Source organism: Butyrivibrio sp. AE2032 (assembly GCF_000702965.1).
Genome location: NZ_JNLF01000005.1, coordinates 1,485,918 through 1,504,910, shown reverse-complemented (window position 1 = coordinate 1,504,910; position 18,993 = coordinate 1,485,918). Strand labels below are relative to the sequence as shown.

Below are 18,993 nucleotides of genomic sequence, written 5' to 3'. Positions count from 1 at the left end.
TCATGAAAGTATCACAGGTCTGCCAGAATAAGAGGAGTCTCTCTTTCGAGATCTTCCCGCCCAAAAAGGACACCGAGCTGTCCAACATTGACGCTACTCTTGAAGTATTGTCCGAGCTCAAGCCCGACTTCATAAGCGTCACCTTCGGCGCGGGCGGATCGTCCAACTGCAACCGCACGATCGAGCTCGCGAAAAAGATCAAGTACGAGTATAAGATCGAACCTGTGGTACACCTCACTTGCCTGCATTACGACAAAAACGAGATCGACGAGTTCGCCCGTGTCCTTAAGGACGAGGGCATCGAAAACATCCTCGCCTTAAGGGGCGACCCGAACCCGAACGTGCCCGCAAAGAACGACTTCAGGCACTCGTCGGATCTCATCTCATACTTAAAAACTGACAACGACTTCTGCTTTCTGGGCGCGTGCTATCCCGAGTGTCATCCGGAATCTTCGGGCGTTGTGAGCGAGATAAAGAGCCTCAAAAAGAAGGTCGACGCGGGTGCCGAAGTCCTTTTGTCGCAGCTCTTTTTCGACAACGAGATCTTCTACCGCTTCCACGAGGAATGTAAGATCGCGGACATCGACGTGCCGGTCATCCCTGGCGTAATGCCCGTCATCAATGCGGCGCAGATCAAGAGGATGGTCTCCCTGTGCAACGCCTCGTTCCCGAAAAGATTCCAGAAGATAATATCGCGCTACGAAGACAACAAAGATGCGCTTTTCGACGCCGGGATGTCCTACTGCCTGAGCCAGATAATCGACCTGCTCGTAAACGACATCAGCGGCATACATCTTTACACCATGAACAACCCGCTGGTGGCTAGAAGGATCTGCGAGGGGATAAAGAATATCGTGTGAGCGCGAGTTTGGCGGGGCGGATGCTTTTCTGGTGTGACTTCGGGTCTGGCTGTCTCTGAAAAGTTGCAGGTATCGAAATCGGGTGGTTTTACCGGATTTCGAGACTTTTGTCTTTATGAGGTATCGAAAAAGAGGAATTATCCCTGATTCTGATACTTTTGCTTTTCGTAAGATATCGAAAAAGAGGAATTATCCCTGATTCCGATACTTTTGCTTTTCGTAAGATATCGAAAATGAAGTTTTTCCCGAAAGCGATACCTTGCAATGGCGATTTTATCCCAAACCGTGAATTATTGCCTCCGTGGGATAATTTTCAGAGGTGAAATTATCCCAAAAGTTCAAATATGCTTCACTTGGGATAATTTCCGGTCCGTATTTTATCCCAAACTGCGAGAAATCCTCATCTTGGGATAATTTCGAGCTCAGAATTTATCCCAAAGTCCCGAAAAATGTCTCCATGGGATAATTCGGGGCAAAGTCAGCTGATATCGTTTTGAAGTCTTTTACTAAATCTCGATACCTCATGCTGAAAATATATCCCAAAGGCTTGAAAAAAGGTTTTTCCCCAAAAACGATATCGTGGCTCTTCAACTCACGCTGTTCCGTTCTTGATCATGTATGCCCGCAGAGCATCGAAAGTTGTGTCGCTGATAAAGCGCTCGATGCGGCCGGCGTCTTCTTCCGCGGTCTTCTCGTCGACACCCAGGGACATCAGATGCCTGGTGAGGAGAAGGTGGCGCTCATATATGTGCTTTGCCAGGATCAGGCCGCCCTCGGTCAGCTTTATGTAGCCGTTGCTGTCGTTTCTTACGAGACCCCTTTCCCTAAGCGAATTAAGGGCGCGGCTTACGGACGGGCGGGTGACGCCGATGCGGTTGCCGATGTCCTTGCCGCGGACTTTATCGGATTCCAATGACAAAAGATATATCGCCTCGACATACATTTCGCCGGTTTCCAATATGGCCATGAGAAGAGGACTCCTTTCAAAAAGTTAGCCATAACTTACCAAAACGAAACTCGGATTTCAATAGAAAGTTCAGCAAATTAACAATAAGCGACACTTGACGCGTTAGCGATTGCTAACTATACTTGTAAACGGTTAGCGAAGCCTAACTATATATTTACGTGCACGGCCAGATAAAGATGACCTGCAGACAAGGAGTGTGGTTATGATGCCTCTCGTTTATGCGGAAGTGGGAGAGCCCCAGATCATAAAGAGGATCGGCGGGTCGCCTGACGTCAAAAAACATCTCGAGGACATGGGATTTACCGTCGGCGGTGAGGTGTGCGTCGTAAGCGCGATCGGAGAGAACCTGATAGTGAAGGTTAAGGAGAGCCGCGTAGCTGTCAGTGAGGAATTGGCAAGAAAAATAATGATATAGGAGGAACAGGCAAGTGAGGACATTAAGAGAGGTAAAGGTGGGTGAGACCGTAAAGGTCACAAAGCTCAACGGTGAAGGCGCGGTAAAGCGCAGGATCATGGACATGGGCATCACAAAAGGCGTCGAGATCTTCGTCCGCAAGGTAGCCCCGCTCGGTGATCCGGTCGAGGTAACCGTCAGAGGATACGAGCTTTCACTTCGAAAAGCCGATGCCGAGATGGTAGTGGTCGAGTGATATTGCATATTCTCACTAGGTCCTCAGAGCTAAAGCTCCTGCGGAAACGTTCGAATAAGCAATATCACTCCTACAGGAAACTTAACCGATAGTAAATGGAGGATTAAAAAATAAATGGCAAACAATGAAATCAAGATCGCATTAGCGGGTAACCCTAACTGCGGTAAGACGACACTCTTTAACGCGCTGACGGGTTCCAACCAGTTCGTCGGAAACTGGCCGGGCGTTACAGTCGAGAAGAAGGAAGGTAAGCTCAAGAAGCACGACGGCGTAACGATCACCGATCTTCCGGGTATCTATTCCTTATCACCTTATACATTGGAGGAAGTCGTTGCGCGTAATTATCTCATCGACGAGAATCCGAACGTCATCCTCAACATCGTTGACGGTACGAACCTCGAGCGTAATCTTTACCTGACGACACAGCTCACCGAACTGGGCATCCCGGTCGTCATGGCGGTCAACATGATCGACCTCGTCAACAAGAACGGCGATAAGATCAACCTTGACGCACTTTCCGAACAGATGGGCTGCAAGGCTGTTGCTATCTCCGCTCTTAAGGGAACGGGCATCATGGAGGCAGCCGAGGAAGCGATCAAGGCTGCAAACAACACGAAAACGGTTCCGCCACACACATTCTCCGGCCCCGTCGAGCACGCGCTCGCACACATCGAAGAGGCTGTCCTGCACGACATGAACGAGGACAAGCAGAGATGGTATGCGATCAAGATCTTCGAAAGAGATGAGAAGATCATCGCAAAGCTCGGCATCTCCAAGGAGAAGATGGATCACATCGAAAAAGATATCGCTTCAGCCGAAAAGGAACTCGAAGACGATGCTGAGTCCATCATCACTAATGAGAGATATGTATATATCGCATCCATCATCAAGAGCTGCTATAAGAAGCAGAGCAAGGCAAAGCAGTCCACATCAGACAAGATCGATAAGATCGTTACGAACAGAATCCTCGCGCTTCCCATCTTTGCGGTTATCATGTGGGCCGTATATTGGATCGCAATGACGGCTTTCGGTGCAAGCGCAACAGACTTTACCAACGACCAGATCTTCGGTGACGGCTGGTATCTTTTCGGTATCGGCAGAGCCAATTATGAGGAGATGGTCGACGAGTGGGCCGGCGAGACGGTCTTTGTTGACAGCGTTAAGGCTGTTATCGATGAGGCTGCAGATAATGACGTAACCGGTGCCGAGAACCTGCAGGGCGATTTCGAGGACGCGGATTTCGGTGCTTTCGAAGAAGACTTCGGATTCTACGCTGACGAGTTCGACGAGAACGGTTTCGACCTCGCGGGAGCTCTTGAAGCATCCGGCGCGCTCGATGAGGAAGGCGAATTCACTTCACCCGGAATGGACGAGGCTGAAGGCGCTGTATTTGTTCCGAGCATTCCTGACCTTGTAAGTTCACTTCTCGAAATGGCCGGCGCAAATGAATTCGTAACAGGCCTTGTTGTTGACGGTATCGTTGGAGGTGTCGGTGCGGTATTGGGATTCGTTCCCCAGATGCTCGTCCTCTTCTTCCTCCTCGCGTTCCTTGAATCGTGCGGATACATGGCAAGAGTCGCTTTCGTGCTCGACCGTATCTTCAGAAGATTCGGTCTTTCCGGTAAGTCATTCATCCCGATGCTCGTATCTTCGGGCTGCGGCGTTCCGGGCATCATGGCATCACGTACCATCGAGAGCCAGCGCGACCGCAAGATGACTATCATGACTACAACATTCATCCCCTGCGGAGCAAAGCTCCCCATCATCGCCCTCATCACTGCAGCTCTTTTCAGACACTCTGCATTTGACGGCGCCTGGGTTGCACCCGCATGCTACTTCATCGGTGTAGCCGCAGTAATCATCTCAGGTATCCTTCTCAAGAAGACCAAGATGTTCGCTGGCGATCCTGCTCCGTTCGTTATGGAGCTTCCTGCATACCACTGGCCTACACTCGGCAACCTCCTGAGATCCATGTGGGAGCGCGGCTGGTCCTTCATCAAGAAGGCAGGAACGGTCATTCTCATCTCATCGATCCTCATCTGGCTCGGCAAGGTATTCGGTAATACAGAAGCAGGCTTCGGTTTTGATCCCGACATGGAGCTTGAGGCTTCCGTCCTCGGCATCATCGGCGGCGCAATCAAGTGGATCTTCGCTCCCATCGGATTTGCAAACATCAAGGCTACAATCGCTACTATCATGGGACTCGTTGCAAAGGAAGAGGTAGTAGGCGTATTCGGTGTCCTCGACTTCGAAGGACTCGACGCTCTTGCAGGATTCTCATTCCTTATCTTCAACCTTCTCTGCGCTCCCTGCTTTGCAGCAATCGGTGCCATCAAGAGAGAGATGAACTCCGCGAAGTGGACATGGTTCGCGATCGGTTATCAGTGCATTTTCGCTTATGCGATCTCACTCATCGTATACCAGTTCGGTCTCCTCTTCACGGGTGCCGTAAATGTTATCGGCCTGATCTTCGCAATTGCGGTTCTTGCAGGACTCTGCTTCCTCGTATTCAGACCTGCCAAGAAGTACACCGGTGCGATCAAGGTCTGATCTGAGAGGGTTATCAGATGCTGGAGTGGCTTTCTGAGAATTGGGTAAACATCCTGATACTCGCGGGGGTAGCTGCACTGGTCGCGCTTGCGGTCATCAGCATGATCCGTGACAAGAAAGCAGGGAAGAGTTCCTGCGGCTGCAACTGCGCCAACTGCGCACTGGCCGGTAAATGCCACTCCGCAGCGAAAACAAAGAAACAGAAAGGAAACGCTGTCTGAACCTTTTATGGGAGCGTTCAGCGTTTCCTCCCCCCTCCATAAACCATCCATGCTAAAAGGAGCCTGACAAAGATGAAAGATTCGTTTGTGCGGCTCCTTTTATGCTGAATGGCAGCGGCTGTGGGTGACTGGCGGGGACTTGGCTGTGATGGTTCCATAAGTGGCTTGACCTGCCGCGCTCTGGTAGTGACAGGTCACTGTGTCCCGGTTGTGCAAGTGACATGTGTGGCGTGACCTGCCGCGTGTAGACCAAGTGCACGAAATCGTGCGGATTCCGGTCAAAAATGGTACGAAAATATGCACTTTAAGAGAATTTGCACTTTTTCGTGCTCGAAATGAAGAAAAATCAGTACGAAAATGTGCACTCCGTTTTTCAGGACTCGAAATGTGTACTCCGTTTTAACGCACTTGGCAGCGCGATGCACACAGCAATTTGTTACATATGCACAACCATTCATATATTTACAGTTAGCTTCTGCTAACCTAAAATATGAACAAATGAACAACTATTCATATGAAGAGGCGTATATGTCAGAAGAAACATTTTTGGTAGTAAAGGATCTCCACAAATCCTATGGTGAAGGCGGATCTTATGCCCAGGTCCTCAAAGGCGTGAGCATCAAGGTCTTTAAAGGCGAGATGTGCGTCATCCAGGGCACTTCAGGTTCGGGCAAGTCGACGCTGCTCAACTGCATCGGAGGTCTCGACAGCATCGATTCCGGGAGCGTGAGCGTTGCCGGCACCCTCATAGAGGGACTCAAAGGGGAGAGGCTCTCCGACTACAGGAGAGACAACCTGGGGTTCATATTCCAGTTTTATAACCTGGTTCCGAATCTCACTGTCAGGGAGAACATTCAGGTATGCGAATTCCTGAGCAAGGACCCGCTCAACATCGACGAACTCCTCGCCGTGCTCGGACTTACCGAGCATCAGCATAAGTTCCCGTTACAGCTGTCGGGCGGTCAGCAGCAGCGCTGTGCGATCGCAAGGGCGCTTGCCAAGAATCCGAAGGTATTGCTGTGCGACGAGCCGACAGGCGCGCTGGATTCCAAGACATCCAGAGACATCCTCGTCCTTCTCGAAAAGATAAACAGACAGTACGGCACGACGATGCTCATCGTTACACATAACAACTCGATCAAAAACATGGTCGATCACGTCATCTATCTGAAGGACGGCGAGATCTACAAGGATTACTACAACGAGAAGAAGACACCCGCCTCTGAACTGGAGGATCTCTGATATGGGGTGGATACTTTTTAAGAGAGCGCTCCGTGATCTCAAGGCAGGCTGGTCGAGATACATAGCCCTGTCGCTGCTGATCATATTCTCGATATTCATCGTAACGAGCCTCATGGGCGCGGCGGTAACGGTCATCGACTATACGGAATTAAGGAACAGGGAGCTCTGCCGCGAGGACGGTGAGTTCTCCGTTTTCGTTCCTTTGCGCACTGAGGAACTTGAGAGGATAACCGAAAAAGGCGTGTCGGTGGAGAAGATGTTCTTTGCTGACTATGCACTGAATGATGATCAGGTCCTCAGGGTCTTTAAGGTAAGGGAAAACATCAACAGGATATCTCTCATAGACGGATCACTGCCGCAGTCTGATGATGAGGCGGTGATAGAGAGAAGATATTCCGAAGTAAACAATATCGGCATCGGCGGCAAAGTTAAGATCGGCGAAAAGGAATTCACCGTGTCCGGTATAGGTGCGACGCCTGACTACAATACGGTCATAAAGAAGGTAACAGATTCCGTTGTCGACAGCAGATATTTCGGTCTGCTATTTGTAACGCCGAAAGCCTACGATGAGCTCTATTCTTCAGGCTGCTCGCTTTCATCGGAAGAATACTATTATGCATATCTCCTGAATGGGGCGATGACGAAAGAGGAGCTTAAGAAAATCCTGGAAGATATCGAATTCGACGTCGGCGATGTCGATGACGAATATTTTCAGGAATACTGGGAAAGAATGACGGGTCGCAAGGATGATCTCCTTGAAGGCATAGACGAGCTCAAGGACGGCGCGGATGAACTTGCCGACGGAGCCGAAGAACTGAGTGACGGAATCGGTGATTTCCACGACGGTATGACGGACCTTCACGACGCGGTTCCCGATCTGACGGACGGTATAGAAGCACTGGATGACGGCGCGGCCGAACTTGAGAAAGGCATAAAGGCATATACGGACGGCGTGAGCTCTGCTGCGACCGGCGCGTCTTCGCTCTATGACGGTGCATCGTCACTTGCGGAAGGTACGTCCGAACTGAATGACGGGGCAAAGCTCTTTGACTCCGGCATCAACGAATATGCGAAGACAGTAGGTTCCATGCTGCTGAGCGAGGATCCGTATGTCGCAGCCGTTGCCGCGGGACTTGCCGATCCTTCGAATGAACTTGCGACCGGATATGCGCAGATTGGCGCCGGTGTTGCCGGAGTCGATACGGGCGCGGCTTCCCTCCGTGACGGCGCATATCAGCTCTATAACGGCATAAAGACACTCGACAAGAACAGTTCTGCATTAAGGAGCGGAGCATCTGCTCTGCATGACGGTACATCTGAACTCGTGGAAGGAGCAACTGAATTTGCCGACGGTATCGAAGAACTCTTTGACGGCTCGAAAGAGATAAAGGACGGCGCAGCAGAGCTCGCTGACGGCGCGAGGGCACTTGCCGACGGCGTCAAGGAATTTTCCGATGAGGCAAACGATCTCATAGATGAGGTTTTCGACATCAAGACATCGAATCTCATGCTGTTAATGGACTACAAGGAAAACCCCAGGATCGATTCCGCTGCGGATGACGTTCAGATAAATTACTCCGCGAGCATCATTTTCGGGATACTTCTCGTAATGCTCTTTGCATACGTTATCTCGGTATTCATCGTACACATGATAGATCAGGAGAGCTCCGTCATCGGCGCGCTCTATTCCATGGGCGTAAAGAGAAGAACTCTTACATTGAGCTATGTCGCCGTGCCGGTCATAGTGACATTCGTATCGGGTGTCATCGGAACTCTCATCGCTGTGCTGACTCCTGCCGGAATCCCCGCGCAGCTGGCGGATTCGTTAAACTATTTCTCGATGCCCAAGCTCGAGATCGAAGTAACGCCTTCGATTCTTATTTACGGCCTTGTTGTGCCTCCGGTCACGGCGTTTATCGTAAATGTCCTCGTTATCCGCAAGAGGCTCAAGAAAACGCCGCTCGCACTCCTCAGGAACGAGAAGAAAGCGGTCCGCGGCAGAGAACTCAAGATCAGGGGACTCAAGTTCATAAGCATGTTCAGGATAAGGCAGATGATCCGTGAGATGAGGGCAGGATTTACCGTCATCTTCGGAATGTTCATGAGCCTTCTTGTCGCGCTCATGGCGCTCAATACATATGTCTACTGCAACAAGGTGAACGATTACTATGTGAACCAGACCAAATATGAGTACATGTACAGCTACAAATATCCGACCGAAGAGGTTCCCGAAGGAGGATATGAGGCTGTCGCGGAAGGCTTTAAGAAGGAGATATACGGATACACGTTTGATGTCACCCTGATGGGCATCACAAACGATAATCCGTTCTTCGATACGGGTGATCTTCCCGACAACGATACTGATGTCGTATTGAGTTCCGCAGTTGCCAACAAATACAACCTGGCAGCCGGTGACGTATTTACGCTTCAGGGCGAAAACGGCGACAGGCTGTATGCGTTCAGAGTCGCGAGGATCTTCGATTATTCCGCATCGCTCATGGTATTCATGGACATAGACAGGTGCCGCGACATGTTCGGTGAGGACGACGATTATTTCAATGTCGTTTTCGCGGATCACGCGCTTGATATCGACAGCGGAAGATTATATTCAACAGTGACCAAGTCTGAGATCGAGAGATCGGCGAGTGTGTACGTCGACATGATGGCCCCGATGGTTATCACGATGTCCGTTGCGGCTTCGGTCATTTTCGTTGTCGTAATGTACCTCATGATAAAGATGATGATCGACAGGTCGTCTTTCAACATCTCGCTCATGAAGATATTCGGATTCAAAAAGCGCGAAGTCCGGAAGATGTATCTTGACGGCAATTTTTACATGGTCGTTATCGGTGCTCTCGCCGTGATCCCGCTCTGCAAAGCGATAATGGACTATATCTATCCGAGATATCTCGTAAGCAATGTCGGAGTCGGCATCAGTCCGTCCTATACGCCTGAGATGTATGTGATCATCTTTGCGGTAGTCATAGGACTCTACCTCGTGATCAACCTGGTTCTCACGAACAGGCTCAGAAAGATAACACCGGCAGAAGTATTAAAGAACAGGGAGTAATCATGTACAGGACAACGGTTAAAGTGGACGGAATGATGTGCGGGATGTGTGAGGCTCATATTTGTGATGCCATAAGAAAAGCCGTTCCTTCCGCGAAGAAGGTCAAGGCATCCCGCGCGAAAAAGGAAGCAACGTTTATTAGTGACTCTGCCGCAGACGAAGCGGTGATCGAAAAGGCGGTAAAAGACACAGGTTACGGCTTTATAGGCATCGTGACGGAACCTTATGAAAAGAAAGGACTGTTCGGATGATCATCAGCAGGATTATCCTCGATGGACTTGCGATGAGCCTGTTCTTCAACTTCAGTGCAGGCATGTTTTCTTTTGTCATGCCTCAGGCTTACAGCACGATGTTCCCGAAAGAGATAAAACAGGCAGCCGCTCCTTATGTGGATAAGAAAGAAGTCCGCAGGATGGCCGTGATACTTACCGCGATATATCTGTTTGTATTTCTGTTTTTCGGTGTAAGCACTTATTTCTCAGGTACTGAAGGCTTTTGGAATCTCTTTTGGACAGGCTACATAGAGATGCTCTTTGTAAATTTCGGAGATCTCCTGATCCTCGACTGCCTGCTCCGCGCAATAACGAAAAACATGAGAGGTTTCATCAAAGGCGCCGAAAACTGCAAGGCATGGGAACTTAAGGAATGGATGAAGTCGGCTCTGCCCGAACACCTTATCATCTGGCCCCTTACGTGCTGCCCTTTGGCAGGACTCATAACGGCAGGTGTTGTAAACCTGATGAAGCTTATCTTCGGTTAAAGGAGGAGCAAAAACATGAGCGGATATAATGACATAGGCATCAGCAAAGAACTTGACTGGGAAAGGATCTCACATCTGTTCAAGATAGGCATCGTGGCTGCCCTTATGGGACTTGCCGGTGATCTTATCCTCGGCTGGGGTGTTGCAGACAGCACTCTTTCCGGAATGGAGCAGTATTTTTCAAGATATCTTACCGTGTCGGATGACCGCATCGTCAGATCCGCGATATTGGGACTTATCGGAATTCCCGTCGAGTGTCTTTGCTATTTCGGAATATACAGACTTATCGCAAACAGTAACGAAAAACTCGCGCACATCTACAGGAGCGGACTTTTCGGAATGCTCACGTTCGGAAGCTTCTGCCATGTTGTTTGCTGCGCGACCGTTTACCATCTTAATTCGATCCACAGACTGGATCCTTCGGCCTCATCAGACGGCACGATCAAGTTTGCTCTGTATTTTCTCGTACCCGTAACAGCCGTCTTCCTGGTGTTTTTTCTGCTGACGACAATCGTACAGATCGTTGCGTTTGCGAAAGGTTACACGCCTTACCCGAAGTGGTGCTGGATCTTCTCTATCGCATCAGGACTTGTGATCGTCGCCGTAACCAGGTTTTTCGGAAACAGTGAGGCTGCAAATGCGATAGGCACGGGCTGGATCAGCCTGGGAAGCCTTTGGACATATCTGGGACTTCTCTTAATGATGAAGAAAGCAAAGGCGAAGAAGTGACATGAAAAACTACACCAAAGAAGGTCAGAAACTTCCGTTATTCGGAATAGGACCGTATCTTATAAGCGGCATATCCTTACTTTCCATAGCGGGACTCATCATGTCGGGAAATGTCTTAAGTTCAGGCATTCTTGAAGGTGTCTGGGCATGGATATTCAGAGTATTAGGAATCATCTTCATTCCTCTCGGGATCTTTATCTGGTATATGGGCGCGCTCGGCTCAAAGATGGACGAACACATTGAGAACAATAAGCTTCAGACAGGCGGCATCTATGCATGGGTCAGGAACCCCATGTATGTCGGAGTGTGGTTCATCAACATAGGTCTTTTGCTCTTATGGCACAACCTGTGGCTCCTCATACCGCTGCCTGTTCAATGGCTGATCCTGACGGTTGTTTTGAAGAATACCGAAGAGAAATGGCTTTTTGATCTTTACGGTGCTGAATATGCTGCTTACAAGGCAAAAGTAAACAGACTCATCCCGTTTAAGAGAATAAAAAATAACTCCGGCAAATAAAAGAATGCTCAAATATTTAGGAGGATGAAAACATGGAAATGAACAGGAGCGCCGACTACGGCAACTGGGTGCCCGCAGCGATGCTGAGGATGATGTGGACGGTTTCATGCATAATAACCGCCGCAGCGGTTGCATTGCTGATATTCCTCAGGACAAAGATACCGGGGATCATACTTCTCGTTGTAGCGCTTGCGGCTTTGGCGATGACGGTCTATATGCAGCGCTGCAAAGCTCTTTTCGATTTTAACGGCGGAGGAGTAATGGGCGCCATCCATCAGTTCCTTGTAGATCATTTTCCATGGGATAAAGAACAGGAAGGCCGCATCATCGACATAGGATGCGGGGCTGCCGCACTCACAAACCGAATGCTGAAGACTTTTCCGAATATCCATGTCACCGGTATAGATTACTGGGGCGCCGAATGGAGTTATGCCAAGGAACAGTGCGAGAAAAATGCCGCAGCTGAGGGCGTATCCGGCAGAGTGCTTTTCCAGAAAGGAGATGCCGCAAAGCTTGATTTTGCAGACGGCTTTTTCGACGGTGCGGTAAGCAACTTTGTATTCCACGAAGTGCGTTCAGTATCTGACAAGAGAGTAGTCGTCAAGGAAGCTCTCCGCGTGGTGAAAAAAGGCGGCTCATTCGCATTCCAGGATATGTTCGGACAGAAAGCTCTTTACGGTGACATGAATGAGTTTTGCGAAGAGCTGAAACGCAGCGGGATTGTCAGCGAGATCTATTACATTCCGAATATCGAGAAGACGGATCTTGTACCAAACTTCGTAACTGCTCCCTGGATGATAAAGGATGCCGGACTCATCTATGGTATTAAATAAGGAGTAGCGCTCATGGTCATTACGGTAATAACAACGCTGATGCTCATGGCTGCATATTTCCTTATCCTGTATGGCGGAGTAGCATTTATCCAGGATAAGCGGTTTTTCGGTTCCGCTCACAAAGATATCCTTAAGGTTATTCCTGACCGCAAGGAGCGTTTCAAAGGCGCACATGTAATAGGCTGGTTCATCATCATCTTTGCATTTCTGATGTATCCTGCGGCGTTCATATTGGGTGGCTGGGATGGAGTCAGAAACGGCTTCGGATTTCTGCAGTTTTTTATCAGGTTCATCATCATGCTCTATGGCATGGAAACATTTGATATCGTTTTCTTCGACTGGGTGCTTTTGTGCAATTCAAACTTCTTCCCGAGATACTATCCTGAAGTCAAAGACATCGTCGGACGTCATATGTTCGGATACAACAAATGGACACACGTCATCCATTATATTGTCTATATTCCCGTCTGCGCATTGATAGCGTGGATCTGCACTATGTTCTGATAATCTGAGGAGGGTATATTCTCCTGACGAAGACACAGTTTTTTCAGCACTATTTTCCTGAGACAAAAAACTGCATCGGTTGGAAACAGTTTGGTTATAACCGCAAACAACAGATAAGACAATGCATTATCATCCCGGTATGTTGTCTTATTGGTGCATTGATCCTTACATTTATATAAACGTTATGAAAAGGGAAAGCAAAGGGACCTGCTTTTCAGCGCGGTCCCCGTAATCTGATAAGGATTTATGAATACTTATGTCAGCCTTCAGCGATAGCGCCTGCAGGGCAGGATGCTTCACAGGCACCGCAGGATACGCAAACATCAGCATTGATGTTGTACTGTGTATCACCCTGGGAAATAGCTCCGACGGGGCAACCGTCAGCGCAGGTGCCGCAAGATACGCATGCATCAGAAATTACATATGCCATAGTAAGATCCTCCTTTTGAGTTAGTGATTTGATTATTTCATTTGGAAGGCAGGTCTTCAATAACTTGCGGGAAGATTTAACTCATAGTTTACTAAACGTTACCTGACGCTAACCTGCGATGATGTTGTAATAAGATCCCTGATCATTAAGGAGCAGTGTACAGGCCTTTATGCGGATTCCTGTTTATGTTCTTTTACATAAGCTTTGACTGCTTCGAAAGTCTTATCGCATATATAGTGTTCTACACGGCAGGCATCTTTATTCGCGGTATCTTCATCAATTCCCATCATCATAAAAAGATCGGTAAGAACGATGTGGCGTTCATATACGCTCTTTCCGATTATCTCACCGGCTTCGGTCAGATACAAAAAGCCGCGGTCATCTCTTCTTATAAATCCTTCACTCTTAAGGAGACTGACAGCCCTGCTTACAGAAGGTTTGGAGTATCCCAGGTATTCACCGACGTCGATAGCTCTGACCAGTTCATTCTCCAGTGAGAGAACATACAAGGCCTCGAGATACATTTCACCTGATTCCATTAAAAGCATACGAAAGCTCCTTCGTCATATCGGTTAGCCACGGCTTACTGAAGCAGTTTATCACACAATGCATTCCATGAGAATATCGGAACGGTCACGAATTCGAAGCCGAGTATCAATGCATCATTATCGACCAGTGTTGTTCTCAAACAAAATACACGAATCGTGTTGAAAAATATAAAAACCTATTGAACTGGTGGGAATATACGTTATAATAAATACATGCCATAAAAAACCGATTGAGGCATCAATATAGAGTCCGGGTGTTGTTGAAAACGGTTCGGTATCTATAGCGCGTGTTGAGTAGACAACACTTCTATCTGTCTCGATCTAAATGATGTTCTTTTCAATTCTTAACATCATAAAGGAGAGTCCGGAGGTAAAAACTCCGGACTTTTTTGTGCATATTCGGTTAGCATAATCTAACTTAAGATGATAGAATAGGTCAGAAGTTAGCGATGTGTAACCAAATTGAGGTGCCGGATGGATCAGCAGAAACAGATTCACAAGTGGCTCAGAGAAGTCATAGCAGACGATTCGGAAAGGATATTTGAAGTCCAATCGTCTGTCTATTCTGATTGTGTTGATTCTCTTAGAGGCAGAACACCCAATCAGTATAAGACACTGACTAAGACGATCCTGCCGCGCGTGGCATTGTACAAGGCGCTTAAGGCAGATGACAAATTGTCTGGAAGTGCATATGAACTGACTCACAGATACATGGTCGAAGTGATCGGGACGCAGAAGCATAAAAGCACAGCGGTTCTCGAGATAATACCCGGTTTCTACAGGATTTACAGCAGGTCATTTTTGAAGATCATGAGGACCACAGATCTCCAGAAGAGTACTCAGGAAGAAGGAAAAGATTACTACAACATAACGATCACCGATTGTCTTTGGCACAATGCCTGCAGGGAATTCGGATGCCCCGAGCTGTGTCCGGCATTTTGTGATGTTGATGACATTACCTACGGAGACCTGAAAAAACTGGGCTTCACAAGGACTCAGACACTTGGAAAAGGAGGAGAATGCTGCGACTTCCATTTCTACAGGAAGTGAAGCACACTCAGAGAAACAAATGAAATACTCCGGATTACCAATGGGAATGTGGCTGCTGCTGAAAAGTTCTTTTGAAAAGAACCTGGTAAATGATCTCGGACTGACAAAAGAAGAAGCAAAGCTGGTAAGGATTAAAGCCAAGCCCGAATACAGGCGGATAATAGAAAAGCTTCCCGAATTCGAGAAGGAAGACAGGTTCAAGACGAATATTGTTAACTGCGCGATGCTGATATCTTTTCTGAGTTATCTTCCGCAAAAACCTGATGTGACAGAGGTGACAAGGTATTATGAGGACGCGATGACTGTACCGTTCTTAAAGAAGATGTGCAAAAAGAGCGGAAAGAATAAGTTCTCTGATAAAGACATTGCATCCATGAAGGCAACGGCAAAGCTTAAAGCTGCCGACCGCAATCCTTATTCCTGGAACATGGATTACATCCCGTATGAAGACGGAAGCGGTTACGAAGCAAGGTTCTTCAAATGCGGTATATGCGTACTCATGAAGGAGCACGGCCTTTTCGAATATGTTCCCGCGATGTGCCATCTTGATTATGTAATGAGCGATCTGGGCGGTGCTTCAAACTTCGTAAGAGAATACACTCTCGCATCAGGCGGTCCGTACTGTGACTGCGGATATAAAAAGAGGACATGACGGATGCAATTTGTTGAAACAGGTAACATGTCGGGCAAGACACTAATGCTCCTTCCGGGAACATGCTGTGACTGGCAGATGAACTTCAGCACGGTCATCGACAGGCTTGCGGAGAAATATCATCTCATCTGCGTGAATTACGACGGATTTGACGGCGCTGATTCAGTATTCCCTGACATGATCACCGTGACCGGAAAGATCGAGAAATACATTCAGGAAAACCACGGCAGCAGGATCGACGGAGCGCTCGGTTCATCATTGGGGAGCAGTTTTGTGGGTCAGCTCATCATGCGTGAAAATATCCATATGGACCATGGCATTTTCGGAAGTCCTGATCTCGATCAGAGCGGCGTGGTGTCAGCAAAACTCAAGTCTGCACTGGTAACTCCTCTACTTACGGGATTTACAAAGAACGAGAAGAAAAAACAAAAGGCCAAAAAGAAGTTTGTCGAACTTTTCGAGATGGACGAACAAACGGCAGAGATGTTTCTTGAATCATTTACGAGATTCAGTACGGAGTCGATCAAGAACGAGTTTTATACTGACCTGATCACCTGTCTTAAAGAAGACATTCATGTCGAAGGGACGACGGCTCATTTTATCTATGCAAAGAAAATGGGTGAGAAGTATAAGAAGCGTTATCTCAAATATTTCCGCGATCCCGACATAAGGGAATTTGACATGCAGCATGAGCAGTGGCTGTTCGGCGGTCCCAAGTATTCCGATCCTGTACTCAAGGCTGTCGATGAATTCATGGGCATCTGATACCTGTCTTAAGGATAATTTCGCCTTCGTCGGATTAGTATGGTAAAATCGTTCTAATCATTTGAGGAGGTTTTCGCTATGCAGGAATCAGGTGAAATGTATCTTGAGACTATTCTCGTACTTTCCAAGAAGGGGGCACCCGTCCGTTCTTTGGATGTTGCAAAGCATCTGAATGTTTCCAAGCCGAGCGTAAGCCGTGCAATGGGAATCCTTAAGAACGGTGAGTATATCGTTATCGATGAGCAGGGATATATCACACTTACTGCAGAAGGCTTGAAGATCGCAAAGAAGATCTATGAGAGACACGTTGTCATCAGCGAACTTCTGATGGAACTGGGTGTCGACATGAAGACTGCAGAAGAAGACGCATGCCGCATCGAACATGTAATTAGTGACAAGACTTTCAAGGCCTTAAAGAAACACAGGAAAGAGTACGGCGGAAAGTAACCGCATTTCATTTTAAGTATTGACCATTAAAGAACCCGGCCCTCAACGTGAAAAGAGCCGGGTTCTTCATCTATAAAGTCGCGTGTAAGGAGGATTACTTCTTGATGTGGAATGCTTTCATCTGAGGATAGACTGCTGCATCCCCGAGCTGTTCTTCAATGCGGAGGAGCTGATTATACTTGGCAACTCTCTCGCTTCTTGAAGGAGCACCCGTCTTGATCTGGCATGTGTTAAGTGCAACTGCAAGATCTGCGATGGTAGTATCTGCGGTCTCGCCCGAACGGTGGGAAGAGATGGCCGTATATCCTGCAGCGTGAGCCATCTTGATGGCTTCGAGAGTCTCGGATACAGAGCCGATCTGATTGAGCTTGATGAGGATGGAGTTGCCTGCACCGAGCTCGATGCCCTTTGCAAGTCTCTCAGTGTTGGTTACGAAGAGATCGTCACCTACGAGCTGGACTTTATTGCCGATCTTTGCTGTCATCTTCTGCCAGCCTTCCCAGTCTTCCTCGTCAAGACCGTCTTCGATGGAGATGATGGGGTACTTATCGACAAGGGATTCCCAGTGAGCGATGAGCTCGTCTGATGTGAATTCCTTACCTGACTTGGGCTGCTTGTAGAAGCCCTTGCCCTTCTCGCTCTTCCACTCGGAGGATGCCGCATCCATGGCGATCATGAAATCCTTGCCGGGCTCATAGCCTGCTGCCTTGATGGCTTCGAGGATCTTCTCGATGGCTTCCTCGTCGCTCTTGAGGCTGTTGGGAGCAAAGCCGCCCTCGTCGCCTACTGCGGTAACGTCGCCCATTTCCTTGAGGAGTTTCTTTAATGAATGGAATACCTCGGCACACCATCTGAGGCCTTCCTTGAAAGAAGGAGCGCCTACGGGCATGATCATGAATTCCTGTGTGTCGACTGCGCTGTCAGCATGAGCACCGCCGTTTAAGATATTCATCATGGGGACGGGGAGTCTGTTTGCGTTTGCGCCGCCTAAGAATCTGTAGAGCGGGATGTCGAGTGCCTTTGCGGCTGCTCTTGCGGTGGCGATGGATACTGCGAGGATAGCATTTGCACCGAGATTTGACTTATCCTTTGTGCCGTCTGCCTCGATCATTGCCTTGTCTACTGCGTATGTATCGAAAGCGTCCATACCGATGATTGCGTCAGCGATCGTCGTATTAATATTTTCTACTGCTTTTGTAACGCCTTTGCCGAGATATCTGGACTTGTCTCCGTCACGGAGTTCCAGGGCTTCGAATTCGCCTGTGGAGGCGCCGCTCGGTGCGCAGCCAGTCGCAACTGTGCCGTCAATGAGCGTTACTTCCGCTTCAACGGTAGGATTTCCTCTGGAGTCGAGGATCTCTCTTCCGATTACATTTTCGATGATGAGTTCTGTCATATTATTTTTTCCTTTCGGGCATATCATATCCCGCCGGACATGAATGAATAGGAGATTGATCCGGCGGGTCCATGATTTATTCGCGGTTAGCCACCACTAACCGCAGAAACTATAACACACGCTTGAGCCGGTTGTCAATCAAATGAATAACCCTATGAAAAACAGGCTTTTTGAGCGATTGACAATGAGCCTGTATCATGTTACAGTTAGCAACGGCTAACCGAAAGGAGACGAAAATGTCAGAAGACCAGATCGTAAGATTTTGCGCACCTACCTTGGCCGGCATAAAGACCGGAAGTCTGTTTACTCTGCATTTTTCGTCTGACGATTACAGACAGGACATAACTGCTTTTAACAGGTCCATGCGTAAAAAAGGCATCCGCATTATTCCTCTGAAGGTCTGTGACACTCATGCTCTGATCTACCTCTACAGACCCGAAATGCTCGACAGGGATCTTAAGGACCCGAAAGCAGTCAGTATCCTCAAAAGGTTCGGTTATCCCGTCAGTAACTCTGACAAGTGTGTCGTTGATCTCGTGAGGAGGCTCAATACATCTCCTGCATTTCCTCACGAGATCGGACTCTTTCTGGGATACCCGCCTACGGATGTCGACGGCTTCATCAACAATCCGAATGAGGGGTATTGTGCTGTCGGTTACTGGAAAGTCTATTCGGATGCCGATAATGCGAGGCGGAAATTCATCAGGTACAGGAAGTGCACAGAAGAATACAGCCGCATGCTGGAAGAGGGCAGAACGCTCGAGCAACTCGTTGTCTGAGCGCTGTTAATAAAATGTTGTGA

At 48.3% G+C, this 18,993-nt stretch carries 22 protein-coding genes; 18 read left to right on the top strand and 4 right to left on the bottom strand.

Going from position 1 to position 18,993, the window contains the following annotated elements:
* The first annotated feature begins 2 nt into the window (after positions 1 to 2).
* Positions 3 to 860, top strand: coding sequence for a methylenetetrahydrofolate reductase [NAD(P)H] (metF, locus tag BO18_RS24340; RefSeq protein WP_034450273.1), 858 nt, complete (start codon positions 3 to 5; stop codon positions 858 to 860).
* Positions 861 to 1,452: 592 nt separating this feature from the next.
* Here metF and BO18_RS24335 read toward each other — a convergent pair.
* On the bottom strand, positions 1,453 to 1,827 hold the full coding sequence (locus tag BO18_RS24335) for a metal-dependent transcriptional regulator (RefSeq protein WP_034450272.1): 375 nt from the start codon (positions 1,825 to 1,827) through the stop codon (positions 1,453 to 1,455).
* A 202-nt stretch (positions 1,828 to 2,029) separates the two neighbouring features.
* On the opposite strand from BO18_RS24335, the gene BO18_RS24330 reads away from it, so the two are divergent.
* The 12 genes from BO18_RS24330 to BO18_RS24275 all read left to right on the top strand — a co-directional run bounded on the left by BO18_RS24330 (position 2,030) and on the right by BO18_RS24275 (position 12,903).
* Positions 2,030 to 2,242 carry a FeoA family protein gene (locus BO18_RS24330; RefSeq protein WP_034450271.1) on the top strand — a complete coding sequence of 71 codons (213 nt, stop codon included), beginning with the start codon at positions 2,030 to 2,032 and terminating at the stop codon, positions 2,240 to 2,242.
* A 13-nt stretch (positions 2,243 to 2,255) separates the two neighbouring features.
* Positions 2,256 to 2,477 (top strand): FeoA family protein, encoded by a 222-nt coding sequence (locus BO18_RS24325; protein WP_034450269.1) that lies wholly within the window; start codon positions 2,256 to 2,258, stop codon positions 2,475 to 2,477.
* A 114-nt stretch (positions 2,478 to 2,591) separates the two neighbouring features.
* On the top strand, positions 2,592 to 5,027 hold the full coding sequence (gene feoB, locus BO18_RS24320; RefSeq protein WP_034450268.1) for a ferrous iron transporter B: 2,436 nt from the start codon (positions 2,592 to 2,594) through the stop codon (positions 5,025 to 5,027).
* A gap of 17 nt (positions 5,028 to 5,044) precedes the next feature.
* Entirely contained in the window at positions 5,045 to 5,248 is a 204-nt protein-coding gene (locus tag BO18_RS24315; protein ID WP_034450267.1) for a FeoB-associated Cys-rich membrane protein, read from the top strand.
* Positions 5,249 to 5,776: 528 nt separating this feature from the next.
* The gene (locus BO18_RS24310; protein WP_034450266.1) at positions 5,777 to 6,490 is read left to right on the top strand and encodes an ABC transporter ATP-binding protein; all 714 of its coding nucleotides are present in this window, start codon (positions 5,777 to 5,779) and stop codon (positions 6,488 to 6,490) included.
* 1 nt (position 6,491) lies between these two features.
* The gene (locus BO18_RS24305) at positions 6,492 to 9,560 is read left to right on the top strand and encodes an FtsX-like permease family protein (RefSeq protein ID WP_034450265.1); all 3,069 of its coding nucleotides are present in this window, start codon (positions 6,492 to 6,494) and stop codon (positions 9,558 to 9,560) included.
* A gap of 2 nt (positions 9,561 to 9,562) precedes the next feature.
* Positions 9,563 to 9,811, top strand: coding sequence for a heavy-metal-associated domain-containing protein (locus tag BO18_RS24300; protein ID WP_034450264.1), 249 nt, complete (start codon positions 9,563 to 9,565; stop codon positions 9,809 to 9,811).
* Positions 9,808 to 10,320 carry a hypothetical protein gene (locus BO18_RS24295; RefSeq protein ID WP_034450263.1) on the top strand — a complete coding sequence of 171 codons (513 nt, stop codon included), beginning with the start codon at positions 9,808 to 9,810 and terminating at the stop codon, positions 10,318 to 10,320. Before BO18_RS24300 ends, BO18_RS24295 begins: the two co-directional genes overlap by 4 nt.
* Positions 10,321 to 10,335: 15 nt before the next feature.
* Complete coding sequence (locus BO18_RS24290) at positions 10,336 to 11,049, top strand: DUF6796 family protein (protein ID WP_034450262.1); 714 nt, start codon at positions 10,336 to 10,338, stop codon at positions 11,047 to 11,049.
* Between the two features lies 1 nt (position 11,050).
* Complete coding sequence (locus BO18_RS24285) at positions 11,051 to 11,566, top strand: methyltransferase family protein (RefSeq protein WP_034450261.1); 516 nt, start codon at positions 11,051 to 11,053, stop codon at positions 11,564 to 11,566.
* Between the two features lie 32 nt (positions 11,567 to 11,598).
* Positions 11,599 to 12,399 (top strand): class I SAM-dependent methyltransferase, encoded by an 801-nt coding sequence (locus BO18_RS24280; protein ID WP_242856603.1) that lies wholly within the window; start codon positions 11,599 to 11,601, stop codon positions 12,397 to 12,399.
* A 12-nt stretch (positions 12,400 to 12,411) separates the two neighbouring features.
* Positions 12,412 to 12,903, top strand: a complete 492-nt coding sequence (locus BO18_RS24275) for a hypothetical protein (RefSeq protein WP_034450260.1) — start codon at positions 12,412 to 12,414, stop codon at positions 12,901 to 12,903.
* A 259-nt stretch (positions 12,904 to 13,162) separates the two neighbouring features.
* Here BO18_RS24275 and BO18_RS24270 read toward each other — a convergent pair whose 3' ends face one another.
* A complete protein-coding gene (locus BO18_RS24270; protein ID WP_034450259.1) occupies positions 13,163 to 13,333 on the bottom strand; it encodes a DUF362 domain-containing protein in 171 nt (56 codons plus the stop codon).
* 167 nt (positions 13,334 to 13,500) lie between these two features.
* Positions 13,501 to 13,881: a metal-dependent transcriptional regulator gene (locus tag BO18_RS24265; RefSeq protein ID WP_034450258.1), complete on the bottom strand. Its 381-nt coding sequence runs from the start codon at positions 13,879 to 13,881 to the stop codon at positions 13,501 to 13,503.
* A 474-nt stretch (positions 13,882 to 14,355) separates the two neighbouring features.
* On the opposite strand from BO18_RS24265, the gene BO18_RS33465 reads away from it, so the two are divergent.
* From BO18_RS33465 to BO18_RS24245, 4 genes are all read left to right on the top strand, one after another.
* On the top strand, positions 14,356 to 14,931 hold the full coding sequence (locus BO18_RS33465; RefSeq protein ID WP_051689120.1) for an L-2-amino-thiazoline-4-carboxylic acid hydrolase: 576 nt from the start codon (positions 14,356 to 14,358) through the stop codon (positions 14,929 to 14,931).
* Between the two features lie 19 nt (positions 14,932 to 14,950).
* Entirely contained in the window at positions 14,951 to 15,583 is a 633-nt protein-coding gene (locus BO18_RS24255) for an L-2-amino-thiazoline-4-carboxylic acid hydrolase (RefSeq protein ID WP_034450257.1), read from the top strand.
* A 3-nt stretch (positions 15,584 to 15,586) separates the two neighbouring features.
* The gene (locus BO18_RS24250) at positions 15,587 to 16,348 is read left to right on the top strand and encodes an alpha/beta fold hydrolase (RefSeq protein ID WP_034450256.1); all 762 of its coding nucleotides are present in this window, start codon (positions 15,587 to 15,589) and stop codon (positions 16,346 to 16,348) included.
* A 78-nt stretch (positions 16,349 to 16,426) separates the two neighbouring features.
* Positions 16,427 to 16,795: a metal-dependent transcriptional regulator gene (locus tag BO18_RS24245; RefSeq protein ID WP_034450255.1), complete on the top strand. Its 369-nt coding sequence runs from the start codon at positions 16,427 to 16,429 to the stop codon at positions 16,793 to 16,795.
* Positions 16,796 to 16,889: 94 nt separating this feature from the next.
* Here the strand turns inward: BO18_RS24245 and eno are convergent, their stop codons facing one another.
* On the bottom strand, positions 16,890 to 18,191 hold the full coding sequence (gene eno, locus BO18_RS24240) for a phosphopyruvate hydratase (RefSeq protein ID WP_034450254.1): 1,302 nt from the start codon (positions 18,189 to 18,191) through the stop codon (positions 16,890 to 16,892).
* 236 nt (positions 18,192 to 18,427) lie between these two features.
* Between eno and BO18_RS24235 the strand changes: the two genes are divergently transcribed.
* Entirely contained in the window at positions 18,428 to 18,970 is a 543-nt protein-coding gene (locus BO18_RS24235; protein ID WP_051689119.1) for a DUF3793 family protein, read from the top strand.
* Positions 18,971 to 18,993: the final 23 nt, after the last annotated feature.